Origin of the sequence: Enterobacter sp. 18A13, from assembly GCF_007035975.1 — a bacterium.
Lineage (GTDB): Bacteria > Pseudomonadota > Gammaproteobacteria > Enterobacterales > Enterobacteriaceae > Enterobacter > Enterobacter vonholyi.
In genome coordinates, this window is the sequence record NZ_AP019634.1 from 304,319 (window position 1) to 329,506 (window position 25,188).

At 57.2% G+C, this 25,188-nt stretch carries 25 protein-coding genes; 20 read left to right on the forward strand and 5 right to left on the reverse strand.

Going from position 1 to position 25,188, the window contains the following annotated elements:
* Positions 1-177: 177 nt before the first annotated feature.
* The gene (gene panM / locus FOY93_RS01410) at positions 178-561 is read right to left on the reverse strand and encodes an aspartate 1-decarboxylase autocleavage activator PanM (RefSeq protein WP_023334145.1); all 384 of its coding nucleotides are present in this window, start codon (positions 559-561) and stop codon (positions 178-180) included.
* 424 nt (positions 562-985) lie between these two features.
* Here panM and livK point away from each other — a divergent pair, with 424 nt between their 5' ends.
* From livK to ugpQ, 10 genes are all read left to right on the forward strand, one after another.
* Positions 986-2,095: a high-affinity branched-chain amino acid ABC transporter substrate-binding protein LivK gene (gene livK / locus FOY93_RS01420; protein ID WP_047653117.1), complete on the forward strand. Its 1,110-nt coding sequence runs from the start codon at positions 986-988 to the stop codon at positions 2,093-2,095.
* 46 nt (positions 2,096-2,141) lie between these two features.
* Positions 2,142-3,068, forward strand: a complete 927-nt coding sequence (gene livH, locus FOY93_RS01425) for a high-affinity branched-chain amino acid ABC transporter permease LivH (RefSeq protein WP_133293577.1) — start codon at positions 2,142-2,144, stop codon at positions 3,066-3,068.
* Positions 3,065-4,342 carry a branched chain amino acid ABC transporter permease LivM gene (gene livM, locus FOY93_RS01430; protein WP_048226437.1) on the forward strand — a complete coding sequence of 426 codons (1,278 nt, stop codon included), beginning with the start codon at positions 3,065-3,067 and terminating at the stop codon, positions 4,340-4,342. Before livH ends, livM begins: the two co-directional genes overlap by 4 nt.
* Positions 4,339-5,106 carry a high-affinity branched-chain amino acid ABC transporter ATP-binding protein LivG gene (gene livG, locus FOY93_RS01435; RefSeq protein WP_024906698.1) on the forward strand — a complete coding sequence of 256 codons (768 nt, stop codon included), beginning with the start codon at positions 4,339-4,341 and terminating at the stop codon, positions 5,104-5,106. Before livM ends, livG begins: the two co-directional genes overlap by 4 nt.
* 1 nt (position 5,107) lies before the next feature.
* Positions 5,108-5,821: a high-affinity branched-chain amino acid ABC transporter ATP-binding protein LivF gene (gene livF, locus FOY93_RS01440; RefSeq protein WP_008500102.1), complete on the forward strand. Its 714-nt coding sequence runs from the start codon at positions 5,108-5,110 to the stop codon at positions 5,819-5,821.
* 252 nt (positions 5,822-6,073) lie between these two features.
* The gene (gene ugpB, locus FOY93_RS01445; RefSeq protein WP_023310025.1) at positions 6,074-7,390 is read left to right on the forward strand and encodes a sn-glycerol-3-phosphate ABC transporter substrate-binding protein UgpB; all 1,317 of its coding nucleotides are present in this window, start codon (positions 6,074-6,076) and stop codon (positions 7,388-7,390) included.
* Between the two features lie 127 nt (positions 7,391-7,517).
* Positions 7,518-8,405, forward strand: coding sequence for a sn-glycerol-3-phosphate ABC transporter permease UgpA (gene ugpA, locus FOY93_RS01450; RefSeq protein WP_133293578.1), 888 nt, complete (start codon positions 7,518-7,520; stop codon positions 8,403-8,405).
* Positions 8,402-9,247: a sn-glycerol-3-phosphate ABC transporter permease UgpE gene (gene ugpE, locus FOY93_RS01455; RefSeq protein ID WP_143344529.1), complete on the forward strand. Its 846-nt coding sequence runs from the start codon at positions 8,402-8,404 to the stop codon at positions 9,245-9,247. Before ugpA ends, ugpE begins: the two co-directional genes overlap by 4 nt.
* Position 9,248: 1 nt before the next feature.
* Positions 9,249-10,319, forward strand: a complete 1,071-nt coding sequence (locus FOY93_RS01460; RefSeq protein WP_008503354.1) for a sn-glycerol-3-phosphate import ATP-binding protein UgpC — start codon at positions 9,249-9,251, stop codon at positions 10,317-10,319.
* Positions 10,316-11,062 (forward strand): glycerophosphodiester phosphodiesterase, encoded by a 747-nt coding sequence (ugpQ, locus tag FOY93_RS01465; RefSeq protein WP_143344530.1) that lies wholly within the window; start codon positions 10,316-10,318, stop codon positions 11,060-11,062. Before FOY93_RS01460 ends, ugpQ begins: the two co-directional genes overlap by 4 nt.
* Here the strand turns inward: ugpQ and FOY93_RS01470 are convergent.
* Positions 11,046-11,423, reverse strand: a complete 378-nt coding sequence (locus tag FOY93_RS01470; protein WP_136196003.1) for a DUF2756 family protein — start codon at positions 11,421-11,423, stop codon at positions 11,046-11,048. The genes ugpQ and FOY93_RS01470 overlap by 17 nt on opposite strands.
* 123 nt (positions 11,424-11,546) lie before the next feature.
* Between FOY93_RS01470 and ggt the strand changes: the two genes are divergently transcribed.
* A complete protein-coding gene (ggt, locus tag FOY93_RS01475; RefSeq protein ID WP_172621899.1) occupies positions 11,547-13,292 on the forward strand; it encodes a gamma-glutamyltransferase in 1,746 nt (581 codons plus the stop codon).
* Positions 13,293-13,378: 86 nt separating this feature from the next.
* Here the strand turns inward: ggt and yhhY are convergent, their stop codons facing one another.
* On the reverse strand, positions 13,379-13,867 hold the full coding sequence (gene yhhY / locus FOY93_RS01480) for an N-acetyltransferase (RefSeq protein ID WP_021242744.1): 489 nt from the start codon (positions 13,865-13,867) through the stop codon (positions 13,379-13,381).
* A 256-nt stretch (positions 13,868-14,123) separates the two neighbouring features.
* On the opposite strand from yhhY, the gene FOY93_RS01485 reads away from it, so the two are divergent.
* From FOY93_RS01485 to gntU, 5 genes are all read left to right on the forward strand, one after another.
* Positions 14,124-15,161: an oxidoreductase gene (locus FOY93_RS01485; protein ID WP_143344531.1), complete on the forward strand. Its 1,038-nt coding sequence runs from the start codon at positions 14,124-14,126 to the stop codon at positions 15,159-15,161.
* A 123-nt stretch (positions 15,162-15,284) separates the two neighbouring features.
* Positions 15,285-15,980 carry a pirin family protein gene (locus tag FOY93_RS01490; protein ID WP_021242746.1) on the forward strand — a complete coding sequence of 232 codons (696 nt, stop codon included), beginning with the start codon at positions 15,285-15,287 and terminating at the stop codon, positions 15,978-15,980.
* A gap of 101 nt (positions 15,981-16,081) precedes the next feature.
* The gene (gntR, locus tag FOY93_RS01495; RefSeq protein WP_021242747.1) at positions 16,082-17,077 is read left to right on the forward strand and encodes a gluconate operon transcriptional repressor GntR; all 996 of its coding nucleotides are present in this window, start codon (positions 16,082-16,084) and stop codon (positions 17,075-17,077) included.
* Positions 17,078-17,203: 126 nt separating this feature from the next.
* Positions 17,204-17,731 carry a gluconokinase gene (gntK, locus tag FOY93_RS01500; RefSeq protein WP_008503362.1) on the forward strand — a complete coding sequence of 176 codons (528 nt, stop codon included), beginning with the start codon at positions 17,204-17,206 and terminating at the stop codon, positions 17,729-17,731.
* A 3-nt stretch (positions 17,732-17,734) separates the two neighbouring features.
* Entirely contained in the window at positions 17,735-19,075 is a 1,341-nt protein-coding gene (gene gntU, locus FOY93_RS01505; protein ID WP_127729256.1) for a gluconate transporter, read from the forward strand.
* 116 nt (positions 19,076-19,191) lie between these two features.
* Here the strand turns inward: gntU and plsB are convergent, their stop codons facing one another.
* A complete protein-coding gene (gene plsB, locus FOY93_RS01510; RefSeq protein ID WP_115876928.1) occupies positions 19,192-21,612 on the reverse strand; it encodes a glycerol-3-phosphate 1-O-acyltransferase PlsB in 2,421 nt (806 codons plus the stop codon).
* Between the two features lie 154 nt (positions 21,613-21,766).
* Between plsB and FOY93_RS01515 the strand changes: the two genes are divergently transcribed.
* The 4 genes from FOY93_RS01515 (at position 21,767) to FOY93_RS01535 (ending at position 24,582) form a co-directional block, all read left to right on the forward strand.
* On the forward strand, positions 21,767-22,135 hold the full coding sequence (locus FOY93_RS01515) for a diacylglycerol kinase (protein ID WP_111964212.1): 369 nt from the start codon (positions 21,767-21,769) through the stop codon (positions 22,133-22,135).
* Between the two features lie 108 nt (positions 22,136-22,243).
* On the forward strand, positions 22,244-22,852 hold the full coding sequence (gene lexA, locus FOY93_RS01525; RefSeq protein WP_111964211.1) for a transcriptional repressor LexA: 609 nt from the start codon (positions 22,244-22,246) through the stop codon (positions 22,850-22,852).
* Positions 22,853-22,914: 62 nt separating this feature from the next.
* Entirely contained in the window at positions 22,915-24,252 is a 1,338-nt protein-coding gene (dinF, locus tag FOY93_RS01530; RefSeq protein WP_143344532.1) for an MATE family efflux transporter DinF, read from the forward strand.
* A gap of 120 nt (positions 24,253-24,372) precedes the next feature.
* Complete coding sequence (locus FOY93_RS01535; protein WP_024906712.1) at positions 24,373-24,582, forward strand: CsbD family protein; 210 nt, start codon at positions 24,373-24,375, stop codon at positions 24,580-24,582.
* Between the two features lie 47 nt (positions 24,583-24,629).
* On the opposite strand, the gene zur is transcribed toward FOY93_RS01535, so the two are convergent.
* On the reverse strand, positions 24,630-25,142 hold the full coding sequence (zur, locus tag FOY93_RS01540; protein ID WP_008503369.1) for a zinc uptake transcriptional repressor Zur: 513 nt from the start codon (positions 25,140-25,142) through the stop codon (positions 24,630-24,632).
* Positions 25,143-25,188 lie beyond the last annotated feature (46 nt).

Genomic DNA, 25,188 nt, shown 5'->3' on the forward strand with positions numbered 1-25,188 from the left:
TTTTCCCGTCTCCTTTCGCGCCGCAGGTGCGTTGGCTGCGTTATTCAACCCCGGTCACTTACTTATGTAAGCTCCCGGGGATTTCATAACTTGCCGCCTTCCTGCAACACGAAATGCTTGGGAAAATACAGTGGAGAATGTAGGCCGGGTAAGGCGCAGCCGCCACCCGGCTTTCTTTTAGCGCTTCTCCCACCCGCTCTCCTGCGCCGTAAAGCCTAACGCCTGCATAAACGCTGCCATCACGCCGCGGTCTTCCACGCCCACGTCGGCCATCCACCATGAGGTCACGCTTGGGTTTTCGCGGATCACTTCTTCAATTAAATACTGTCCCACGCCGCGACGACGGGTGACGTCACGAACGCGCAGTGAGTCCAGCGCTCCTTCTGTACCGCTCAGGGTGACGCGAACCGCAGCCAGCAGGCGCTCGTTAAAACGCGCGGCATAAATGCGGTGGGTCTCATCAACGCGCAGCGACGAAGGGGAATATTCCGGCCAGATCTTGCCCAGGTCGATATGATCCTGGTCGCTAAAGGTCACCAGACGCACGATAGTCAGTTTCATTAGCTACTTGTCCAAATCAAATTGAGTAGAGGCAGTGTACTCAATTTATTCACTCAGCGGCTTCCTCTTTTTATTCTCATTAACCAGGTGATTAGTTTTTTGGCAACGCGATGGGCAGTTTGAAAACACATGGATCGAAAAATAAGCAGAATTTTAACCTGAGTGGTAGTGATTTATTCGGCGCTTTGTACCGTTATTTTATGCTGCAAACTGCACTTTTATTTGTTTATCTCTGCCTGATTTCAGAATATTATCTTTGCTTAATCGCCTGAAAAATAGAGATTTTAGTCTGGTTTTTGACAAAAACCTGCGCTAAACCATTAAAGGCACTGGTAAAAATAGCGTTGTTCATTAAAAGTACAGAATGCTTTTTAACCATAATAAAACAAAATATAAACACGACATCACGAATGGGGATTCAGAGATGAAAAGGAACGCGAAGACGTTAATCGCGGGGATGGTCGCACTGTCGATCTCGCATGCCGCCATGGCGGAGGACATTAAAGTTGCGGTAGTGGGCGCGATGTCCGGCCCTGTTGCCCAGTGGGGTGATATGGAGTTCAACGGTGCGCGCCAGGCCATCAAAGACATCAACGCTAAGGGCGGCATCAAAGGCGACAAGCTGGTGGGCGTAGAATATGACGACGCCTGCGATCCGAAACAGGCCGTCGCGGTCGCCAACAAAATCGTTAACGACGGCATCCAGTATGTTATCGGCCACCTGTGCTCGTCGTCCACCCAGCCCGCTTCTGACATCTACGAAGACGAAGGCATTCTGATGATCACCCCTGGCGCCACTAACCCTGAGCTGACCCAGCGCGGATACCAGCACATCATGCGTACCGCGGGGCTGGACTCCTCTCAGGGGCCAACCGCCGCCAAATACATCCTTGAAACCGTCAAGCCGCAGCGTATCGCCATTATTCATGACAAGCAGCAGTACGGCGAAGGCCTGGCGCGCTCCGTTCAGGACGGCCTGAAAAAAGGCGGCGCAAACATCGTCTTTTTCGACGGGATTACCGCCGGTGAGAAAGACTTTTCCGCGCTGATCGCCCGCCTGCAAAAAGAGAATATCGACTTCGTTTACTACGGCGGCTACTACCCGGAGATGGGCCAGATGCTGCGTCAGGCGCGCGCCACCGGTCTGAAGACCCAGTTTATGGGGCCAGAGGGCGTGGGCAATGCCTCTCTGTCAAACATCGCCGGGGATTCTGCTGAAGGCATGCTGGTGACGATGCCAAAACGCTATGACCAGGATCCGGCCAACAAGGCTATCGTGGATGCGCTCAAGGCGCAGAAGAAAGATCCGAGTGGTCCGTACGTCTGGATCACCTACGCCGCCGTACAGTCTCTGGCCACCGCGCTGGAACGCTCCGGCAGCAAAGAACCGCTGGATCTGGTGAAAGATTTAAAAGCACACGGGGCGAACACCGTGATTGGGCCGCTGAACTGGGATGAGAAAGGCGATCTGAAGGGATTTGAGTTTGGTGTCTTTAAGTGGCACGCCGACGGTTCATCTTCGGCCGCCAAATAATTATCCCACCGCCCGGACTGACGGGCGGGTATAAAAAGGTTTGCATATGTCCGAGCAGTTTCTCTATTTCCTGCAGCAGATGTTTAACGGCGTTACGCTGGGAAGCACCTACGCGCTGATCGCCATCGGCTATACGATGGTTTACGGCATTATCGGCATGATCAACTTCGCCCACGGCGAGGTCTACATGATCGGTAGCTATGTCTCCTTTATGATCATCGCCGCGCTGATGATGATGGGCATCGACAGCAGCTGGCTGCTGGTCGCCGCCGGGTTTGTTGGCGCGATTGTGATTGCCAGCACCTACGGCTGGAGCATCGAGCGCGTGGCCTACCGGCCGGTGCGCAGCTCCAAGCGTCTGATTGCGTTGATTTCCGCGATCGGGATGTCGATCTTCCTGCAAAACTACGTCAGCCTGACCGAAGGCTCGCGCGACGTGGCGCTGCCAAGCCTGTTTAACGGCCAGTGGATTGTGGGGGCCAGTGAAAACTTCTCGGCCTCAATCACCACCATGCAGCTGGTTATCTGGGTCGTGACCTTTATTGCGATGCTGGCCCTGACGCTGTTCATCCGCTACTCGCGGATGGGACGCGCCTGCCGCGCCTGCGCAGAAGACCTGAAGATGGCGAGCCTGCTCGGCATCAACACCGACCGCGTGATTGCCCTGACCTTCGTGATTGGCGCCGCGATGGCGGCCGTCGCAGGCGTGCTGCTCGGCCAGTTCTACGGCGTGATCAACCCGTACATCGGCTTTATGGCCGGGATGAAAGCGTTTACCGCGGCGGTTCTGGGCGGTATCGGCAGTATTCCGGGGGCGATGATCGGCGGCCTGATCCTGGGTGTGGCGGAAGCGCTCTCCTCGGCGTATCTGAGCACTGAGTATAAAGATGTGGTGTCGTTTGCCCTGCTGATTCTGGTTCTGCTGGTGATGCCTACCGGTATTCTGGGCCGTCCGGAGGTAGAGAAAGTATGAAACCGATGCATTTTGCAATGGCGCTGCTCTCTGCCGCCATGTTCTTCGTGCTGGCGGGCGTCTTTATGGGCGTCCAGTTAGGTCTGGACGGGACGAAGCTGGTGGTAGACGCCGCCCCCGACATCCGCTGGCAGTGGGTATTTATCGGCACTGCCGTGGTGTTCCTGTTCCAGCTGCTGCGTCCGCTGTTCCAGAAGTCGCTGAAAAACGTCTCCGGGCCGAAATTCGTTCTGCCGGCCATCGACGGGTCAACCGTTAAGCAGAAGCTGTTCCTCGTGGCGCTGCTGGTGGCCGCCGTGGCGTGGCCGTTTGTGGTCTCTCGTGGAACCGTAGATATCGCTACCCTGACCATGATCTACGTGATTCTTGGTCTTGGTCTGAATGTGGTGGTGGGGCTATCTGGCCTGCTGGTGCTTGGCTACGGCGGCTTCTACGCCATCGGCGCCTACACCTTCGCGCTGCTGAACCACTATTACGGCCTCGGCTTCTGGACCTGTCTGCCGCTGGCGGGGCTGGTCTCCGCCGCAGCCGGTTTCCTGCTTGGCTTCCCGGTGCTGCGCCTGCGCGGTGACTACCTGGCGATCGTGACCTTAGGCTTCGGTGAAATCGTCCGTATCCTGCTGCTGAACAACACCGAAGTGACCGGCGGCCCGAACGGCATCAGCCAGATCCCGAAACCGACCTTCTTCGGTCTGGAGTTCAGCCGTACCGCCCGCGAAGGCGGCTGGGATACCTTCAGTAACTTCTTCGGCGTGAAGTATGACCCGTCCGACCGCGTGATCTGGCTCTATCTGGTGGCGCTGCTGCTGGTGGTGATCACCCTGTTCGTGATTAACCGCCTGCTGCGCATGCCGCTGGGCCGCGCGTGGGAAGCGCTGCGTGAAGATGAGATCGCCTGCCGCTCCCTGGGCCTGAACCCGACCCGCATCAAGCTGACCGCGTTCACCATCAGCGCCGCGTTTGCCGGTTTCGCCGGGACGCTGTTTGCCGCGCGTCAGGGCTTCGTCAGCCCGGAATCGTTCACCTTTGCCGAATCCGCTTTTGTGCTGGCGATTGTGGTGCTCGGCGGGATGGGCTCGCAGTTCGCCGTTATCCTCGCGGCCATCCTGCTGGTGGTTTCGCGCGAGCTGATGCGCGACTTTAACGAATACAGCATGTTAATGCTGGGTGGTTTGATGGTGCTGATGATGATCTGGCGTCCGCAGGGCTTGCTGCCGATGACCCGTCCACAGCTGAAGCTGAAGAACGGGCAAGCGAAAGGAGAGCAGGCATGAGTCAGCCATTATTATCCGTTAACGGTCTGATGATGCGTTTTGGCGGCCTGCTGGCGGTCAACAATGTGTCACTGGATCTGCACAAGAAAGAGATTGTCTCCCTGATTGGCCCGAACGGCGCGGGGAAAACCACGGTCTTTAACTGCCTGACCGGCTTCTACAAGCCGACGGGCGGCACCATCATGCTGCGCGACAAGCACCTTGAAGGGCTGCCGGGCCAGCAGATTGCCCGCATGGGCGTGGTGCGTACCTTCCAGCACGTGCGTCTGTTCCGCGAGATGACGGTGATTGAGAACCTGCTGGTTGCGCAGCATCAGCAGCTGAAAACCGGGCTGTTCTCCGGTCTGCTGAAAACCCCGGCCTTCCGCCGCGCCCAGGATGAAGCGCTCGATCGCGCCGCCACCTGGCTCGACCGAATTGGCCTGCTGCAGCACGCTAACCGCCAGGCGAGCAATCTGGCCTACGGCGACCAGCGTCGTCTGGAGATTGTGCGCTGCATGGTCACCCAGCCGGAAATCCTGATGCTCGACGAACCGGCGGCGGGCCTCAACCCGAAAGAGACCAAAGAGCTGGACGAGCTGATTGCTGAGCTGCGCGATCACCACGACACCACCATTCTGCTGATTGAGCACGACATGAAGCTGGTAATGGGCATTTCCGACCGTATCTACGTGGTTAACCAGGGTACGCCGCTGGCAAACGGCACGCCGGAAGAGATCCGCAACAACCCGGACGTGATCCGCGCATACCTGGGTGAGGCATAAGATGGAAAAAGCGATGTTAACGTTCGACAAGGTCAACGCGCACTATGGCAAGATCCAGGCGCTGCACGACGTCAGCCTGCATATCAATCAGGGTGAAATCGTGACCCTGATTGGCGCCAACGGCGCGGGCAAAACCACGCTGCTCGGCACCCTGTGCGGCGACCCGCGCGCCACCAGCGGGCGGATTGTGTTTGATGGCAAAGACATTACCGACTGGCAGACCGCCAGAATCATGCGCGAGGCGGTGGCGATTGTTCCGGAAGGGCGCCGCGTGTTCTCGCGTATGACGGTGGAAGAGAACCTGGCGATGGGCGGGTTCTTCGCCCACCGCGATGAATACCAGACCCGCATCAAGTGGGTGTACGAACTCTTCCCGCGCCTGTGGGAGCGCCGCATTCAGCGTGCGGGCACCATGTCCGGCGGTGAGCAGCAGATGCTGGCGATCGGCCGCGCGCTGATGAGCCAGCCACGCCTGCTGCTGCTGGATGAGCCGTCGCTCGGCCTGGCGCCAATCATCATCCAGCAGATATTCGACACCATCGAGCAGCTGCGCAAAGAGGGGATGACCATCTTCCTCGTCGAGCAGAACGCCAACCAGGCGCTGAAGCTCGCCGACCGTGGCTACGTGCTGGAGAACGGCCGCGTGGTGCTGGAAGACACCGGCGACGCGCTGCTGGCGAACGAAGCGGTGCGGAGCGCGTATCTGGGCGGATAGGTAAAAGCAAAAAGGCAACGCAAGTTGCCTTTTTTAGTGTTTTCTCCCTCTCCCTGTGGGAGAGGGCCGGGGTGAGGGCACCAGACCGCACCCAACCATCCAACCCCCTTCACATAACCATCATCCCCCTGACCCTTTACTGTCACTTATCTGTAAACAAACAGTTATTTTTCTGTCATTCGAGCATGTCATGTTACCTCGCGAGCATAAAACGCGTGATATCGCGCATCCGGCACAATAAGAGAGATGACAATGACATCGTTACGACACACAGCTTTGGGTCTGGCACTGGGTCTGGCTTTTGCGACGAACGCAATGGCTGTGACGACCATTCCGTTCTGGCATTCCATGGAAGGGGAGTTGGGTAAAGAAGTTGACTCCCTGGCGCAGCGTTTCAACGACACCCACCCGGATTACAAAATTGTGCCGGTGTACAAAGGCAACTACGAGCAGAGCCTGAGCGCGGGCATCGCCGCCTTCCGTACAGGCAACGCGCCTGCACTGTTACAGGTTTATGAAGTGGGCACCGCTACGATGATGGCCTCCAAAGCCATCAAGCCGGTCTATGAAGTATTCAAAGAAGCGGGTATCAACTTCGATGAATCCCAGTTTGTACCGACCGTAGCGGGTTACTACACCGATTCCAAAACCGGCCATCTGCTGTCCCAGCCGTTTAACAGCTCTACGCCGGTGCTGTACTACAACAAAGACGCATTCAAAAAAGCCGGTTTAGACCCGGAGCAGCCGCCAAAAACCTGGCAGGACCTGGCCGAATACACCGCGAAGCTGAAAGCGGCGGGAATGAAGTGCGGCTACGCCAGCGGCTGGCAGGGCTGGATCCAGATTGAAAACTTCAGCGCCTGGCACGGCCTGCCGGTTGCGACCAAAAACAACGGCTTCGACGGCACCGATGCGGTACTGGAGTTCAACAAGCCGGAGCAGGTGAAGCACATTGCGCTGCTTGCCGATCTGAACAAGAAGGGCGACTTCAGCTACTTCGGGCGTAAAGACGAATCCACCGAGAAGTTCTACAACGGCGACTGCGCCATTACCACCGCCTCGTCCGGCTCTCTGGCGGATATCCGCCACTACGCCAAATTTAACTACGGCGTGGGCATGATGCCGTATGACGCTGACGTGAAGGGCGCGCCGCAGAACGCCATCATCGGCGGGGCGAGCCTGTGGGTGATGCAGGGTAAAGACAAGGGCACCTATAAAGGCGTGGCCGAGTTCCTCGACTTCCTGGCGAAGCCGGAAAACGCCGCCGAATGGCACCAGAAGACCGGCTACCTGCCGATCACCAAAGCCGCGTATGACCTGACCCGCGAGCAGGGCTTCTACAGCAAGAACCCAGGGGCGGACATCGCGACGCGCCAGATGCTGAACAAGCCGCCGTTGCCGTTCACCAAAGGCCTGCGCCTGGGCAACATGCCGCAGATCCGCACCATTGTGGATGAAGAGCTGGAAAGCGTCTGGACCGGGAAGAAAACGCCACAGCAGGCGCTGGATTCCGCGGTAGAGCGCGGGAATCAGCTGCTGCGCCGCTTTGAGCAGTCGACGAAATCGTAATTCAAACCTGCCCCTCACCCCGGCCCTCTCCCCAAAGGGGCGAGGGAGAAAAGACGGCTCCGTGCAGTCCCCTCTCCCTTCTGGGGAGAGGGCTAGGGTGAGGGGTGAATACCTACAGAGCTAACCTATGTCATCATCCCGTCCGGTGTTCCGTTCCCGCTGGCTGCCGTACCTGCTGGTCGCGCCTCAGCTGGTCATCACCGTTATCTTCTTTATCTGGCCTGCGGGCGAAGCGCTGTGGTACTCGGTACAAAGCGTCGATCCGTTTGGGCTTTCCAGCCAGTTTGTCGGGCTGGACAACTTTACCGCGCTGTTCAATGACAGCTACTACCTGGAGTCCTTCTGGACGACGATGAAGTTCAGCGCGCTGGTCACCGTCAGCGGCCTTGTTGCCTCGCTGTTTTTCGCCGCGCTGGTGGACTACGTGGTGCGCGGAAGTCGTATTTATCAGACCCTGATGCTGCTGCCATACGCCGTGGCGCCCGCCGTCGCTGCCGTACTGTGGATTTTCCTGTTTAACCCGGGGCGAGGGTTGATTACCCATTTCCTGGCAGAGTTCGGCTACGACTGGAACCACGCCCAGAACAGCGGCCAGGCCATGTTCCTGGTGGTGTTCGCCTCGGTGTGGAAGCAGATTAGCTATAACTTCCTGTTCTTCTTTGCCGCGCTGCAGTCCATTCCGCGTTCGCTGGTGGAAGCCGCCGCGATTGACGGCGCAGGGCCGATTCGTCGCTTCTTCAGGCTGTCGCTGCCGCTGATCGCCCCGGTAAGCTTCTTCCTGCTGGTGGTTAACCTCGTTTACGCCTTCTTCGACACCTTCCCGGTAATCGATGCGGCCACCGCAGGCGGCCCGGTGCAGGCGACCACCACGCTGATTTACAAAATCTATCGCGAAGGCTTCGCCGGGCTGGATCTCTCCGCCTCTGCCGCGCAGTCGGTTGTGCTGATGTTCCTCGTCATCATCCTCACGGTGGTGCAGTTCCGCTATGTCGAAAGTAAGGTGCGCTATCAATGATTGAGAACCGTCGCGGGCTGACGATTTTCAGCCATACCATGCTGATTTTAGGGATCATCGTCATCCTCTTCCCGCTGTACGTGGCCTTTGTCGCCGCCACGCTGGACACCAAAGCGGTGTTCGATACGCCGATGACGCTGATCCCCGGCGGCCACCTCTTCGATAACATGAAGACCATCTGGACCCAGGGCGTGGGCGCCAACAGCGCGCCGTTCTGGCTGATGATGCTCAACAGCTTCATCATGGCGTTCGGCATTACGGTCGGCAAAATTACGGTGTCGATGCTCTCGGCCTTCGCCATCGTCTGGTTCCGCTTTCCGCTGCGTAACCTGTTTTTCTGGATGATTTTCATCACCCTGATGCTGCCGGTAGAGGTACGTATCTTCCCGACGGTGGAAGTGATCGCCAACCTGAAGATGCTCGATAGCTACGCGGGCTTAACCCTGCCGCTGATGGCCTCGGCAACCGCCACCTTCCTGTTCCGCCAGTTCTTTATGACCCTGCCGGACGAGCTGATTGAAGCCGCGCGCATCGACGGCGCCTCGCCGATGCGCTTCTTCCGCGACATCGTGCTGCCGCTGTCGAAAACCAACCTTGCGGCGCTGTTTGTGATCACCTTTATCTACGGCTGGAACCAGTACCTGTGGCCGCTGCTGATTATTCAGGACGTCAACCTCGGCACCGCCGTGGCGGGCATCAAAGGCATGATTGCCACCGGTGAAGGCACCACCCTCTGGAACCAGGTGATGGCGGCGATGCTGCTCACCCTTATCCCACCCGTAGTCATTGTTTTAGCCATGCAGCGCGCGTTTGTCCGCGGCCTGGTCGATAGCGAGAAATAAGATGGCAGGTTTAAAACTTCAGGCAGTTACCAAAAGCTGGGACGGTAAAACCCAGGTCATTCAGCCGCTCACGCTCGACGTGGCAGACGGGGAGTTTATCGTGATGGTCGGCCCGTCCGGCTGTGGCAAATCCACCCTGCTGCGCATGGTGGCGGGGCTGGAGCGCGTGACGTCCGGGGACATCTGGATTGACCGCCAGCGCGTCACCGAGATGGAGCCGAAAGACAGAGGTATCGCGATGGTCTTCCAGAACTACGCTCTCTACCCGCACATGAGCGTGGAGGAGAACATGGCCTGGGGGCTGAAAATCCGCGGCATGGGCAAAGGCCATATCGAGGAGCGCGTGAAAGAAGCCGCCCGCATTCTGGAGCTGGACGGCCTGCTCAAGCGCCGCCCGCGCGAGCTCTCAGGCGGCCAGCGCCAGCGCGTAGCGATGGGGCGCGCCATCGTGCGCGATCCGGCGGTATTCCTGTTCGACGAGCCGCTCTCTAACCTCGATGCCAAGCTGCGCGTGCAGATGCGTCTTGAGCTGCAGCAATTGCACCGTCGTCTGAAAACCACCTCGCTGTACGTTACCCACGATCAGGTCGAAGCCATGACCCTCGCCCAGCGCGTGATGGTGATGAACAAAGGCGTTGCCGAGCAGATTGGTACCCCCGTGGAAGTCTACGAGAAACCGGCCACCCGCTTTGTGGCGAGCTTTATCGGCAGCCCGGCGATGAACCTGCTCGAAGGGCGCATCAGCAGCACGGGCACGCACTTTGAGCTGGAAAGCGGGATGGCATTGCCGATCAACTGGTACTATCGTGGCTACGCCGGGCGTAAGATGACGCTCGGTATCCGCCCGGAACATATCGGTTTAACCTCTCAGGCGGAAGGCGGCGTGCCGCTGGTGATGGACACGCTGGAGATGCTAGGTGCAGATAACCTGGCGCACGGGCGCTGGGGCGAGCAAAAGATGGTGGTGCGTCTGGCGCATCAGGAGCGCCCTAAAGCAGGCAGCACGCTGTGGCTGCACCTGCCGGAAAATCATCTGCACCTTTTTGACGGTGAAACAGGACAACGAGTATGAGCAACTGGCCTTATCCCCACGTCGTCGCCCACCGCGGCGGCGGTAAGCTGGCGCCGGAAAACACGCTGGCGGCGATTGACGTCGGCGCTCGCTACGGTCACACGATGATCGAGTTCGACGCCAAGCTGTCGAAAGACGGCGAAATTTTCCTGCTGCATGACGATAACCTCGAACGCACCAGCAACGGCTGGGGCGTGGCGGGCGAGCTGCCGTGGCGCGATCTGCTGAAAGTCGACGCCGGATGCTGGTACAGCGGCGAATTCAAAGGCGAACCGCTGCCGCTGCTGACGGAAGTAGCCGATCGCTGTCGCCAGCACGGCATGATGGCCAATATCGAAATCAAACCGACCACCGGCACCGGGCCGCTGACGGGCAAAGTGATTGCCCTTGCCGCGCGCGAGCTGTGGGAAGGGATGACCGCGCCGCTGCTCTCCTCGTTTGAAATTGACGCGCTGGAGGCGGCGCAGGCTGCCGCGCCGGAGCTGCCGCGCGGGCTATTGTTGGACGAGTGGCGCGAAGACTGGCGCGAGCTGACGACGCGCTTAGCGTGTGTCTCTATTCATCTTAATCACAAGCTGCTGGATGAGGCGCGGGTGAAGATGCTGAAAGATGCGGGACTGCATATTCTGGTTTACACCGTTAACAAACCCCAGCGTGCAGCCGAACTGCTGCGCTGGGGCGTGGACAGCATCTGTACCGATGCAATCGACCTGATCGGCCCGGACTTTAGTTCTGCGGATTAAGCATACTGCCATTCGACTGCGGCGGCAGCATATGCTGCTGTCCGCTGCCTGACGAGGTCATCCCGCCTAACATTCCGCCGTTTCTGTTCGGCAGCGGCTGCTCGCGCACCTGACCCTGCTGCACCCGCTGGGTGTTGGCGTTCATCTGATTTTGCAGGCTCTGCTGCTGCATCTGGGTCTGCGTTCTCAACTGCTGGTTAAGCATCCCTTTTTGCTGCTGTTGCTGGTTCATCATCTCGGTCTGCATACGCTGCTGGCTCGGGATGACGTAACCCTGCTGGTTCGGGTTATTCATGGTGTTGAGTGGCTGTGCGAGCGCGGCAAAGGGGATCAGCGCCGTAAGAATCAATAAGCGTTTCATTGTCATTTCCTCCTTTTGAGGTCTCTCTTAAGTTTACCCTGATTTCACCATGACGATGATTTTTTAGGAGTTGTGAACCAGGCTTAAGCGGGGAATATGGATCCCTTCACCTGGAGAACAATAATGATGAAACCAACGTTTTTGCGCTGGGTCGCCCTCGCCGCGCTTATGGCAGGCGGTACATTTAGCGTGGCGGCCAACCCGCCCGCGGCGCCTCCGGTCTCTTACGGCGTGGAGGAAGATGTCTTTCATCCCGTGCGGGCAACCCACGGCATGGTGGCGTCGGTGGATGCGCTGGCGACCCGCGTGGGTGTCGATATTCTCAGGCAGGGCGGTAACGCGGTGGATGCGGCGGTCGCCGTCGGCTATGCGCTGGCGGTGACGCACCCGCAGGCGGGGAACCTGGGCGGCGGCGGCTTTATGATGCTGCGCACCAAAGACGGGAAAACCACCGCCATCGACTTCCGTGAAATGGCGCCTTCTCAGGCGTCACGGGACATGTTCCTCGATGACCAGGGCAACCCGGACAGTAAAAAATCCCTGACCTCGCATCTCGCGTCCGGCACGCCGGGCACCGTTGCGGGCTTCTCGCTGGCGCTGGAAAAATACGGCACGATGCCGCTGAACAAGGTGGTTCAGCCTGCCATCAAGCTGGCGCGGGAGGGCTTTGTGGTGAATGACGCGCTGGCAGACGACCTCAAAACTTACGGTAGCGAAGTCATTCCGAATCACGAAAACAGCAAGGCCATCTTCTGGAAAGACGGTGAACCGCTGAAGAAGGGCGATAAGCTGGTGCAAAAAAACCTCGCTAAAAGCCTGGAGCTGATTGCGGAGCACGGTCCGGACGCCTTCTACAAAGGGGCGATTGCCGACCAGATTGCGGAAGAGATGCAGAAGAACGGCGGGCTCATCACCAAAGCGGATCTGGCGGACTACAGGGCGGTGGAGCGCGAGCCGATTAGCGGCACCTACCGCGGCTACGAGGTGTTCTCCATGCCGCCGCCGTCTTCCGGGGGCATTCACATCGTGCAGATCCTCAACATTCTTGAAAACTTCGATATGCACAAGTTCGGCTTTGGCAGCGCGGATGCCATGCAAATAATGGCGGAAGCGGAAAAACGCGCCTACGCCGACCGCTCGGAATATCTCGGCGATCCGGACTTCGTGAAGGTGCCGTGGCAGGCGCTGACCAACAAGGCGTACGCCAAATCCATTGCCGATCAGATCGACATCAACAAGGCTAAGCCGTCGAGCGAGATCCGCCCCGGCAAGCTGGCGCCGTATGAAAGCAACCAGACCACCCACTTCTCGGTGGTGGATAAAGACGGTAACGCGGTGGCGGTGACCTATACGCTCAACACCACGTTTGGCACCGGGATTGTGGCGGGCAACAGCGGCATTCTGCTGAACAACGAGATGGATGACTTCTCCGCCAAGCCGGGCGTGCCGAACGTCTACGGGCTGGTCGGCGGCGATGCGAATGCGGTAGGACCGAAGAAACGTCCGCTGTCGTCCATGTCGCCCACAATCGTGGTGAAAGAGGGCAAAACCTGGCTGGTAACCGGCAGCCCGGGCGGCAGCCGAATTATCACCACAGTATTGCAGATGGTGGTGAACAGCATCGACTTTGGGATGAACGTCGCCGAAGCCACCAACGCCCCGCGCTTCCATCATCAGTGGCTGCCGGACGAGCTGCGCGTCGAGAAGGGCTTTAGCCCGGACACCATTAAACTGCTGGAGCAGCGTGGGCAGAAGGTGGCGGTGAAAGAGGCGATGGGCAGCACCCAGAGCATTATGGTAGGGCCGGACGGAGCGCTGTTTGGCGCATCAGATCCGCGTTCGGTGGATGATTTGACGGCGGGGTATTGATGTATTGCCCGGTGGCGCTGCGCTTACCGGGCCTACAACTGCACGAACGTAGTCCGGGTAAGGCGAAGCCGCCACCCGGCAAATCACTACTTCATTCTCGCCATATAATACGCATCCACATACTCGCCGTTGCGCAGGGCAAATTTCTTGCCGGTCCCTTCGATTTCAAAACCAAAATTTTTATAGAGGGCAACTGCCGCGGGGTTATCGGCAAAGACCGTCAGTTCGATACGTTCAATGCGCAACCAGTTGTCACACAGGTTGATCATCTCGCTCATGAGCCTGCGGCCTACGCCGCGTCCCTGCATATCCGCAGCCACGCTGATGCCGAATGTGGCAACATGGCTGCGACGCGGGTTTTCCATTACGTCCAGCGCCATATGTCCAATAACGCGCTGGTCCAGACAGGCAACGAGATGGCGCCGGCCTGGTTTTGTCGCAACGCGTTCGTGCCACATTTCCATAGAAGGATGAGGGAGTTGTAGCGTGTCGTGATACACATCAGGATGCGACATGATGTCACGTAAAGCTTCTGCATCGCTGGGTTCGATATGGCGTATCACTATCTCACTCATTCCTTGTTCCTCAGTCAGTTAAAAGTCCCTTCCAACATCAATGACTTTAAAATTTGAGTCAACCGCTATTTTTTGCAAAAAGTATTGGACAAGTGCGAATGAGAATGATTATTATTGCTCTGCATTCAGGAAGACCGCTACGGGAACCTGAAAGCACGACATTGCTCACATTGCTTCCAGTATTACTTTAGCCAGCTTTTAGCTGGCTTTTTTTTTGTTATGGTTAGACTCAGTAACCTTCCAAAAGGACTGAGCCATGACACTACATTGCGCATTTATTGGATTTGGTAAAAGCACCACCCGCTACCACCTGCCGTATGTCCTCAACCGTAAAGATACCTGGCATGTGGCCCATATCTACCGCCGCCGCGCGAAGCCGGAAGAGCAGTCTCCGCAGTACTCCCGCATCCACTTCACCAGCGATCTCGATGAGGTGCTTAACGACCCGCAGGTGAAGCTGGTGATTGTCTGCACCCACGCCGACAGCCATTTTGACTATGCCAAACGCGCGCTCAATGCGGGTAAAAACGTGCTGGTAGAAAAGCCGTTCACCCCGACTATTGCCGAAGCGAAAGAGCTGTTCGCGCTGGCGAAAAGCAAAGGCCTGACCGTCACGCCGTATCAGAACCGTCGCTTTGACAGCTGCTTCCTGACGGCGAAAAAAGCGATTGAAAGCGGCAAGCTCGGCAACATCGTGGAAATCGAAAGTCACTTCGATTACTACCGTCCGGTGGCGGAAACGCAGCCCGGACTGCCTCAGGATGGTTCGTTCTATGGTCTGGGCGTGCACACCATGGACCAGATCATCTCCCTGTTTGGCCGCCCGGACCACGTGGCGTATGACATTCGCAGCCTGCGCAACAAAGCCAACCCGGACGATACCTTCGAAGCCCAGCTGTTCTACGGCGACCTGAAGGCCATCGTCAAAACCAGCCACCTGGTGAAGATCGACTACCCGAAATTTATCGTTCACGGTACCCGGGGTTCGTTCATTAAGTACGGCATTGACCAGCAGGAGACCAGCCTGAAGGCCAATATCATGCCGGGCGAGCCGGGATTTGCCGCAGACGATTCCGTGGGCGTGCTGGAGTATGTGAACGACGAGGGCATGACGGTCAAAGAAACGCTGAAGCCGGAAACCGGCGACTATGGCCGCGTCTACGATGCGCTGTTTGAGACCCTCACAAACGGCACGGCGAATTACGTCAAGGAATCTGACGTTCTGATCAACCTCGAAATCCTTGAGCGGGCCTTCGAACAGGCTTCTCCTGCCACGATAACCCTCGCGAAATAAGCAAAAACGGCTCCTCTGAACTTGTTCACAATTTTTGAACAGAGGAGTCAATTTTCACCCTCTATGATCCCAGGCCGTTTGCGTCCACACTTACTCCATCGAAACGAACTGAGGGTGAAAACAATGATCTACTTACGCAAAGCAAACGAACGTGGTCACGCGAATCATGGCTGGCTGGACTCATGGCATTCATTCTCGTTTGCCGACTACTACGACCCGAACTTCATGGGCTTCTCCGCGCTGCGCGTGATTAACGACGACGTGATTGATGCAGGCCAGGGCTTCGGTACCCACCCGCACAAAGACATGGAAATCCTTACCTATGTGCTGGAAGGCGCGGTTGAGCACCAGGACAGCATGGGCAACAAAGAGCAGGTTCCGGCGGGCGAGTTCCAGATTATGAGCGCGGGTACCGGGGTGCGTCACTCCGAGTACAACCCGAGCAAAACGGAAAAACTGCACCTGTATCAAATCTGGATCATTCCAGAAGAGACCGGCATCACGCCGCGCTACGAGCAGCGCCGCTTCGACGCGAAACAAGGCAAACAGCTGGTGCTGTCCCCGGATGCGCGTGAAGGTTCCCTGAAAGTGCATCAGGATATGGAGCTGTACCGCTGGGCGCTGGCGAAAGATGAACAGTCCGTGCATCAGATTGCCGCTAACCGCCGCGTCTGGATCCAGGTGGTGAAAGGTGACGTGTCCATCAACGGGACCAAAGCGACAACCGCCGATGGTCTGGCCATCTGGGACGAGCAGGCGATCTCCGTGCACGCCGACAGCGAAAGCGAAATTCTGCTGTTTGACCTGCCGCCGGTGTAATAAAACATAAATAAATCCCCATCCTTCCCTTTGACAGGGGAAGGATGGGCTTTGTCCGTGGTAAACTGAGCAAATCTCTCACTTCAAGATTTCTCAGGACGATGAAAAAGAAACGCCCCGTACTTCAGGATGTCGCCGATCGCGTCGGTGTGACCAAAATGACGGTCAGCCGTTTTTTACGTAACCCGGAACAGGTTTCCGTAGCGTTACGTGGTAAGATTGCCGCTGCCCTTGATGAACTGGGTTATATCCCCAACCGCGCGCCCGATATCCTCTCCAATGCGACCAGCCGCGCGGTGGGCGTCCTGCTTCCTTCTCTGACCAACCAGGTATTTGCCGAAGTATTACGTGGAATCGAAAGCGTCACCGATGCGTTTGGCTACCAGACCATGCTCGCCCACTACGGGTACAAGCCGGAACTCGAAGAGGAACGTCTGGAATCGATGCTTTCCTGGAACATTGACGGCCTGATTTTAACCGAACGTACCCACACTGCCCGCACGCTCAAAATGATTGAAGTGGCCGGTATTCCGGTCGTGGAGCTGATGGACAGCCAGTCGCCGTGCCTCGACATCGCCGTGGGGTTTGATAACTTCGAAGCGGCGCGTCAGATGACGGCGGCCATTATCGCCCGCGGGCACCGTCATATCGCCTATCTGGGTGCGCGTCTTGATGAACGTACTATCATCAAACAGAAGGGATACGAGCAGGCGATGCTTGACGCGAACTTAACCCCCTACAGCGTGATGGTGGAGCAGTCCTCTTCCTATACGTCGGGTATTGAGCTGATGCGTCAGGCACGACGTGAGTATCCGCAACTGGACGGTATTTTCTGTACCAACGATGACCTTGCGGTCGGCGCAGCATTTGAGTGTCAGCGTCTGGGGCTGAAGATCCCTGATGATATGGCGATCGCCGGTTTCCACGGCCACGACATTGGCCAGGTGATGGAGCCGCGTCTGGCGAGCGTCCTGACCCCGCGTGAACGTATGGGCCGCATTGGCGCAGAACGCCTGCTGGCGCGCATTCGTGGCGAGACGGTGACCCCGAAAATGTTAGATTTAGGTTTCACCTTGTCACCGGGTGGATCTATTTGAACTGACAAATTTGAAGTAGCTCACACTTATTCACTTCGCGCACGTTTGGATATTGCTTCTCTTTTGCCCCAGCAGGACAATGTTACCGATAACTGTTACCCGTAACAATTGACTGAGGGACACCCTTTGAGCACGACTAATCACGATCACCACGTCTACGTCCTGATGGGCGTTTCCGGTAGCGGGAAATCAGCCGTGGCCAGCGAAGTGGCGCATCAACTCCAGGCTGCGTTTCTTGATGGCGACTTCCTCCATCCGCGCAGCAACATCATGAAAATGGCCTCCGGCGAGCCGCTGAACGATGACGACCGCAAACCGTGGTTGCAGGCGCTGAATGACGCCGCGTTCGCGATGCAGCGTACCAATAAAGTCTCCCTGATCGTCTGCTCCGCGCTGAAAAAAACCTACCGCGACCTGCTGCGTGACGGCAACCCGAATCTCTCTTTCATCTACCTGAAAGGGGATTTCGAAGTGATTGAAAGCCGCCTGAAGGCGCGTAAAGGTCACTTCTTCAAAACCCAGATGCTGGTGACGCAGTTTGAAGCGCTGCAGGAGCCGGGTGAAGACGAAAAAGACGTCTTAGTGGTTGATATCGATCAGTCACTGGAGGGTGTTGTTGCCAGCACCATCGAGGTCATTAATAAAAGGCAGTAAGTTTTGAGTACATTAACGCTAGTTTTGACAGCAGTGGGTTCGGTATTGCTGCTGCTGTTTTTAGTGATGAAGGCGCGCATGCACGCCTTTGTTGCTTTGATGGTGGTTTCTATTGGTGCTGGTCTCTTTTCCGGTATGCCGCTCGACAAGATCGCCGCGACGATGGAAAAAGGGATGGGCGGTACGCTGGGCTTCCTGGCGATTGTGGTCGCGCTGGGCGCGATGTTTGGCAAGATTTTGCACGAGACGGGCGCGGTCGACCAGATTGCAGTGAAGATGCTGAAATCCTTTGGCCACAGCCGTGCGCACTACGCGATTGGCCTGGCAGGGCTGATTTGCGCGCTGCCGCTGTTCTTCGAAGTGGCCGTTGTGCTGCTGATAAGCGTCGCATTCTCCATGGCGCGCCATACTGGTACTAACCTCGTGAAGCTGGTCATTCCGCTGTTTGCGGGGGTGGCGGCGGCTGCGGCGTTTCTGCTGCCGGGGCCTGCGCCGATGCTGCTTGCCTCCCAGATGCACGCCGACTTTGGCTGGATGATCCTGATTGGCCTGTGCGCGGCAATCCCGGGGATGATTATCGCCGGTCCGCTGTGGGGCAACTTCATCAGCCGTTACGTTGAGCTGCATATTCCGGATGACGTCACCGAGCCGCACCTGGGCGAGGGCAAAATGCCGTCCTTCGGCTTCAGCCTGTCGCTGATCCTGCTGCCGCTGGTGCTGGTGGGTCTAAAAACCATCGCCGCGCGCTTTGTGCCGGTGGGGTCCACTGCCTACGAATGGTTTGAGTTCATCGGTCACCCGTTCACGGCGATTCTGGTGGCGTGCCTGGTGGCGATTTACGGCCTGGCGATGCGTCAGGGGATGCCAAAAGATCGGGTGATGGAGATCTGCGGTGCGGCGCTGCAGCCTGCAGGCATTATCCTGCTGGTGATCGGTGCCGGCGGCGTGTTCAAGCAGGTGCTGGTGGATTCCGGCGTGGGCCCGGCTCTGGGTGAAGCGCTGACCGGGATGGGCCTGCCGATTGCGGTAACCTGTTTTGTGTTGGCTGCGGCGGTTCGTATCATTCAGGGTTCCGCCACCGTGGCGTGTTTAACCGCCGTGGGTCTGGTGATGCCGGTGATTGAACAGCTGAACTACTCCGGTGCCCAGATGGCCGCGCTCTCTATCTGTATCGCGGGCGGTTCGATTGTGGTCTCTCACGTTAACGACGCCGGCTTCTGGCTGTTCGGTAAGTTTACCGGCGCCACCGAAGCGCAAACCCTGAAAACCTGGACGCTGATGGAAACCATACTCGGCACGACGGGTGCGATTGTCGGGATGATTGCCTTTACGCTGCTCAGCTAAATGCAATGATTTAACAAGGCAGAAAAAAAGGCCCGGTAGCGTTAACGCTTACCGGGCCTTTTATTATGCAGAACGTCAGGCCGGGTCAGGTGAAACCATCACCCGGCTTTTTAACATCACTCGCCCTGCGTGGCGCTCTCAATCGTCAAGCGCACGTCCGAGGTAATCAGCTCTGCGAGCATCTGGTAAACCTTCAGCGTCTCTTCCGGCTCGGCATCGCCTGTATCGCTGATGAAGCCTTCATCACGCAGCGTCAGTACCAGAGAACTAAAGACTGCTTTGTCGAAGAATTCAGGGGCGTTAATGCCGTGCAGAACGGACAGGCGCTGGGCCAGCGTCCGGCTTTCTTTCTCCAGCGTACCGCGGTTGATGGACGGGTTCGCACTCAGCAGCCAGAACGTAATGGCGTAGCGCTGCAGCGTTTCACGCGCACCGGCCGCCAGCAGCTGCAGGGTACGGGAGCGTGACGGATTGATGTGCAGCTCGTCGTTTGAAACGGCGATCAGCCCCTGGCGACGCATCTCTTCCGTCATCTTATCCAGTTCTGTCGCCAGCTCATCCTTACTCCAGCGCAGGAACAGCTCCGCTTTCAGCATCGGATAGATGGTCTCAAGATGGCGCAATAGCTCCTGACGGGAGATATGACGATGCTGGGTAATAATGGCGGCCATGAGCGACGGCAGCATCAGCATATGCGTGATGTTGTTGCGGTAGTAGGTCATCAGCACCGCCTGCTCGCGCGGCAGAATGATGATGTCGCCGATCGTGTCCTTTTCGACTTCAAACTTGTTCATCTGAAGCGCGTGATCGATAAGCTCACTGGCGGTCGCAGAAGGTACGGTCGAATCAACCGAATACGGCACGTTACGCATCATATCCAGATAGCAATCCAGCTGCTCTGTGAGCTGTTCACGGGTCAGCGAGCGCTGGCGCGAAGCCAGAAGCGCCGTACAGCACAGGTTCATGGCGTTAGCCGCACCGGCGTTGTTAATGCGCACCATCAGCTCGGACGCGATGCCGTTAACCGTTGGCGTCAGCCAGGCCGGACGCACCGCTTCGATAGGATCGATGGACTCGCGCCACTCCGGAACGTGATGGTTCAGGTACGTCATCAGCGGCATCGGCTCGCCGAAGTTCACGTAGCCCTGACCAAGATTGCGCAACTTGCTCAAGCCGCGCAGCATCTGCGGCAGGCTCTCTTTCTCTTTGGTCGCGCCACGCAGCTCTTTCGCGTACGTGCCCACTTCCATCACGTGCTCGTAGCCGATGTAGATAGGCACCAGCGTGATCGGACGGGTACCTCCGCGCAGCATGGCCTGGATGGTCATCGACAGCGTGCCGGTCTTCGGATCGAGCAGACGACCGGTACGGGAACGCCCGCCCTCCACGAAGTACTCCACGGAATAGCCGCGGCTGAACAGCTCGCCCAGATACTCGCGGAACACGGTGGAGTAGAGCTTGTTACCCTTGAAGGTACGACGAATAAAGAACGCGCCCAGGCGGCGGAAAATCGGACCTGCTGGCCAGAAATTCAGGTTGATACCGGCAGCAATGTGCGGCGGTACCAGCCCCTGATGATAGAGCACGTAGGAAAGGAGCAGGTAGTCCATGTGGCTGCGGTGGCAGGGGACATAGACAATCTCATGGCCATCATGCGCCAGCTGACGCACGCGCTCGGCGTTATGGACGTTGATGCCCTGATAGAGGCGGTTCCACGTAAAGCCGAGGATACGATCGGAAAGGCGAATCATCTCGTAAGAGAAGTTCGCTGCAATCTCTTCCATCAGCGCAATGGCGTTCTGCTGAGCTTTCTCATGCGAAATTTTCTTGCTGCGCGCTTCATCTTCAACGGCGCGGGCAATCGCTTTGGAAGCCAGCAGCTTGTTGAACAGATCCTGACGCGCCGGGAGGCGTGGCCCTACGGCAGCGAGGCGCTGACGAGCGAAGTGCATACGCGCTACGCGCGCCAGTTTTTGCGCGATGATCTTGTCGGTGCCGTGCTCGTCCGCCATGCGACGCAGCGAAACGGAAGGGGAGAAACGTACAAAGCTGTCGCGTCCCAGCCAGGAGACCGCAAAGAACTTCTGGATGCCGTTAAGCATGCGCAGCGGCGGGTTCTCTTCACCTTTTTCGCGGCCCGGACGACGACCAAACATCACCGATACCGGCACCATCTGCACATCCAGATCGGGGTTGCTGCGGTGCAGGTCGAGATAGTCATGGAACAGCTTGATGGACTCTTCTTTCGGCGTGTAATAGGTAAACACGCGCGGCCCGCCGTGGATGAACACGTAGCGCGGCAGCAGCGTACCGTCAACTTCCAGCGGTTCAAGCGGATCTGGTAAGTCATGCGCCAGACACTGGGCGCGAAGCGTCAGTAAGTCAGCCTTCGAGTTATAAGGCAAAACGTACATAATGGGACGCGACGTATCGAGCCCCAGTTCCAGCGCGGGTTCTGCTGGGATAGACTTGCTTTTTACCAGGATGCTTAATGGTAAATTAAGTAATTTGTAGTAAATTCGTGGCCAGCCGGACATAAACGATGTAAAGCCTCTGGTTAATAATGCAATTGCGGCGCAAGGATAACAGAAAGCGCGCAAAATTTCTGTTGTTACCCGTCATACTTCAGGCTGTAGCGAAACGCGCTACGGCTCCTGTTACTGACGCTCTTTTTTAAAAAAGGTTCTTTTAATGGCCAATAATACCACTGGGTTAACACGTATCATCAAAGCCGCCGGCTATTCATGGAAAGGTTTCCGTGCCGCATGGGCCAACGAGGCCGCGTTTCGCCAGGAGGGCGTCGCCGCTATCATCGCGGTGATCGTCGCCTGTTTCCTTGATGTTGATGCTATTACCCGCGTACTTCTTATCGGTTCCGTACTTCTGGTGATGATAGTGGAAATTCTTAATAGCGCTATTGAGGCCGTTGTGGATCGCATCGGTTCCGATTTCCATGAGCTTTCTGGCCGCGCAAAAGACATGGGATCTGCTGCCGTGTTACTGGCGATTATCACTGCCGTTATCACCTGGGTCACGCTGCTTTGGTCACATTTCCGATGAGCCTCGAGGAATAATTAAGTCCCTGGTTTTTTGTGCAGTTTTTGGTTCCAAAATCGCCTTTGACTGTATATACTCACAGCATAACTGTATATACACCCAGGGGGCGGAATGAAAGCGTTAACGACCAGGCAGCAAGAGGTGTTTGATCTCATCCGGGATCATATCGGCCAGACGGGTATGCCACCTACGCGTGCGGAAATCGCGCAGCGTCTGGGTTTCCGTTCTCCGAATGCTGCCGAAGAACACCTGAAAGCGCTGGCGCGTAAAGGCGTGATTGAGATTGTATCAGGCGCGTCACGCGGTATCCGACTGCTAGTAGAAGAAGAGACGGGCATTCCGCTGGTAGGTCGTGTTGCTGCCGGTGAGCCTTTACTGGCACAGCAGCATATTGAAGGTCATTACCAGGTCGATCCAGCCATGTTCAAGCCGAGCGCTGATTTTCTGCTGCGCGTTAGCGGCATGTCGATGAAAGACATCGGTATTCTTGACGGCGATCTGCTTGCGGTACATAAAACGCAGGATGTGCGTAACGGCCAGGTGGTTGTCGCGCGCATTGACGATGAAGTCACCGTCAAACGTCTGAAAAAACAGGGTAACACCGTTCAGTTGCTGCCTGAAAACAACGAGTTCACCCCAATTGTGGTCGATCTCCGCGAACAGAACTTCTCTATCGAAGGTCTGGCAGTAGGCGTGATTCGTAACGGTGAATGGCTGTAATCTCTTCCTGACAGGCTACGCTTCCGCTGTAGCCTGTTCATCTACCTTTCCCGGTATTTCGCATGTCACTACTGACGGCATCAGATAAGGCATTGTGGCGTCTTGCCCTGCCGATGATTTTCTCCAATATTACCGTGCCTTTACTGGGACTGGTTGATACTGCCGTTATAGGCCATCTTGATTCATCAGTTTATCTTGGCGGCGTGGCGATTGGCGCGACGGCAACCAGCTTCCTGTTTATGCTGTTGCTCTTTTTACGCATGAGCACCACCGGTCTTACCGCACAGGCTTATGGTGCGAAAGATCCGCTGCGTCTGGCGCGCGCGCTGGTGCAGCCGCTGATACTCGCGCTTGGCGCGGGTGCATTAATCGTTGTATTGCGGACACCCCTGATCGATCTTGCGCTTCATATCGTTGGCGGCAGCGAGGCGGTACTGGATCAGGCGCGACGTTTCCTTGAAATCCGGTGGCTCAGCGCGCCAGCGTCGCTGGCTAACCTGGTTCTGCTGGGGTGGCTACTGGGCGTTCAGTATGCCCGGGCGCCAGTGATTTTGCTGGTGGTGGGCAACCTTCTCAACATTGTGCTGGATATCTGGCTGGTGATGGGCCTGCATATGAACGTGCGGGGCGCGGCGCTAGCGACGGCGATTGCCGAATACGGGACCTTTATCATTGGCTTGTGGATGGTCTGGCGCGTGCTGTCGATGCGCGGGATCTCACTGGCGCTGCTCAAAACCGCATGGCGCGGCAATATCCGTAAGCTGCTGGCCCTCAACCGTGACATCATGCTGCGCTCGCTGCTTCTTCAGCTCTGCTTCGGCGCGCTGACGGTTTTCGGGGCTCGACTGGGGCCAGAAATCGTGGCGGTCAACGCGATATTGATGACGCTTCTGACCTTTACCGCCTATGCGCTGGACGGATTTGCCTACGCGGTTGAAGCGCATTCCGGGCAGGCGTACGGTGCGCGAGAAAGCGGGCAGCTTCGGGATGTCTGGCGGGCAGCCTGCCGTCAGTCGGGACTGGTGGCGCTGGCCTTTGGTCTGGTTTACGCCTGCTTTGGTGAGCAGATCGTTGCATTGCTGACGTCTATACCTGCTCTGCGCGAGTTGGCGAGTCACTATCTCCTCTGGCAAGTCATCTTACCGGTGGTCGGCGTCTGGTGTTATCTGCTGGACGGCATGTTTATTGGTGCGACGCGCGGAGCGGAAATGCGCAACAGCATGGCGGTCGCGGCGGCAGGGTTTGGTCTGACGCTGCTAACGCTTCCCTGGCTGGGTAATCACGGTTTGTGGCTGGCCCTGGCCGTCTTCCTCTCGCTGCGCGGGTTATCGCTGGCGTTTATCTGGCACCGCCACTGGCAAAACGATACCTGGTTCTCTTCGCGCCACGATATATCGTGACGGTTAAAGATTCCGAATATGAAATTAACTACGGAATCCTTAACTACAATAATTATCACGTCCAGCAGAAAAGAACGTAACGGACGTTACGACCCGACGCTTAACTAAGAGGACACGATGATGAATAAAGACGAAATCGGCGGCAACTGGAAGCAGTTCAAAGGTAAAGCGAAAGAAAAGTGGGGTAAGCTGACTGATGACGATATGACCGTCATTGAAGGTAAACGCGATCAGCTTGTCGGTAAAATTCAGGAACGTTACGGCTACGCGAAAGATCAGGCGGAAAACGAAGTCAAAGACTGGGAAACCCGTAACGACTACCGCTGGTAACGCTGAATAACCCACAGGGCGGCTCCAGGCCGCCTTTTCTTTTGCCGCTAACGCGGCTTTTTCTTCACCAGGATAGAGTGGTCGTGCTGACACGCGTCCTGATGGCGACAGGCTTCCACCTCCACGCACGCGGAACAGAGCCCGTGCGCCTCAATCACGTTATGACGCAGGGCAAACCCCATTTTCGCTGCCAGCGTATGCATAATGTCTTCCACGCCTTCCGCAGCCTCTTCTTTCACCACGCCGCAGCGGTCACAGATAAACATAGCCGATGTGTGGGTGGGCTGATCGAACAGATGGCACAGCACATAGCTGTTGGTGGATTCCACCTTGTGCACGAACCCTTGTTCAAGCAGGAAATCCAGAGCGCGATAGACCGTCGGCGGCTTTGCCTGCGGCTCGCTTTCGCGGAGCAGGTCGAGCAGATCGTAGGCGCTGATGGCACCCTGCTGCAGGCTCATCAGGCGTAATACTTCAAGGCGCTGCGGAGTCAGGCGCACATTGCGTTGCGCACACAGCTTTTCGGCCTGCGCTAACAGCTCTTTTGTGGACTTATCCATGTAGCACCCCGGATGTTATAGGACGGAAAACCCTCACTTTATCATG

Coding starts and splice junctions, on each gene's coding strand:
- panM (WP_023334145.1), bottom strand. CDS start 561: ATGAAACTGACTATCGTGCGTCTGGTGACCTTTAGCGACCAGGATCAT.
- livK (WP_047653117.1), top strand. CDS start 986: ATGAAAAGGAACGCGAAGACGTTAATCGCGGGGATGGTCGCACTGTCG.
- livH (WP_133293577.1), top strand. CDS start 2,142: ATGTCCGAGCAGTTTCTCTATTTCCTGCAGCAGATGTTTAACGGCGTT.
- livM (WP_048226437.1), top strand. CDS start 3,065: ATGAAACCGATGCATTTTGCAATGGCGCTGCTCTCTGCCGCCATGTTC.
- livG (WP_024906698.1), top strand. CDS start 4,339: ATGAGTCAGCCATTATTATCCGTTAACGGTCTGATGATGCGTTTTGGC.
- livF (WP_008500102.1), top strand. CDS start 5,108: ATGGAAAAAGCGATGTTAACGTTCGACAAGGTCAACGCGCACTATGGC.
- ugpB (WP_023310025.1), top strand. CDS start 6,074: ATGACATCGTTACGACACACAGCTTTGGGTCTGGCACTGGGTCTGGCT.
- ugpA (WP_133293578.1), top strand. CDS start 7,518: ATGTCATCATCCCGTCCGGTGTTCCGTTCCCGCTGGCTGCCGTACCTG.
- ugpE (WP_143344529.1), top strand. CDS start 8,402: ATGATTGAGAACCGTCGCGGGCTGACGATTTTCAGCCATACCATGCTG.
- FOY93_RS01460 (WP_008503354.1), top strand. CDS start 9,249: ATGGCAGGTTTAAAACTTCAGGCAGTTACCAAAAGCTGGGACGGTAAA.
- ugpQ (WP_143344530.1), top strand. CDS start 10,316: ATGAGCAACTGGCCTTATCCCCACGTCGTCGCCCACCGCGGCGGCGGT.
- FOY93_RS01470 (WP_136196003.1), bottom strand. CDS start 11,423: ATGAAACGCTTATTGATTCTTACGGCGCTGATCCCCTTTGCCGCGCTC.
- ggt (WP_172621899.1), top strand. CDS start 11,547: ATGATGAAACCAACGTTTTTGCGCTGGGTCGCCCTCGCCGCGCTTATG.
- yhhY (WP_021242744.1), bottom strand. CDS start 13,867: ATGAGTGAGATAGTGATACGCCATATCGAACCCAGCGATGCAGAAGCT.
- FOY93_RS01485 (WP_143344531.1), top strand. CDS start 14,124: ATGACACTACATTGCGCATTTATTGGATTTGGTAAAAGCACCACCCGC.
- FOY93_RS01490 (WP_021242746.1), top strand. CDS start 15,285: ATGATCTACTTACGCAAAGCAAACGAACGTGGTCACGCGAATCATGGC.
- gntR (WP_021242747.1), top strand. CDS start 16,082: ATGAAAAAGAAACGCCCCGTACTTCAGGATGTCGCCGATCGCGTCGGT.
- plsB (WP_115876928.1), bottom strand. CDS start 21,612: ATGTCCGGCTGGCCACGAATTTACTACAAATTACTTAATTTACCATTA.
- FOY93_RS01515 (WP_111964212.1), top strand. CDS start 21,767: ATGGCCAATAATACCACTGGGTTAACACGTATCATCAAAGCCGCCGGC.
- lexA (WP_111964211.1), top strand. CDS start 22,244: ATGAAAGCGTTAACGACCAGGCAGCAAGAGGTGTTTGATCTCATCCGG.
- dinF (WP_143344532.1), top strand. CDS start 22,915: ATGTCACTACTGACGGCATCAGATAAGGCATTGTGGCGTCTTGCCCTG.
- FOY93_RS01535 (WP_024906712.1), top strand. CDS start 24,373: ATGAATAAAGACGAAATCGGCGGCAACTGGAAGCAGTTCAAAGGTAAA.
- zur (WP_008503369.1), bottom strand. CDS start 25,142: ATGGATAAGTCCACAAAAGAGCTGTTAGCGCAGGCCGAAAAGCTGTGT.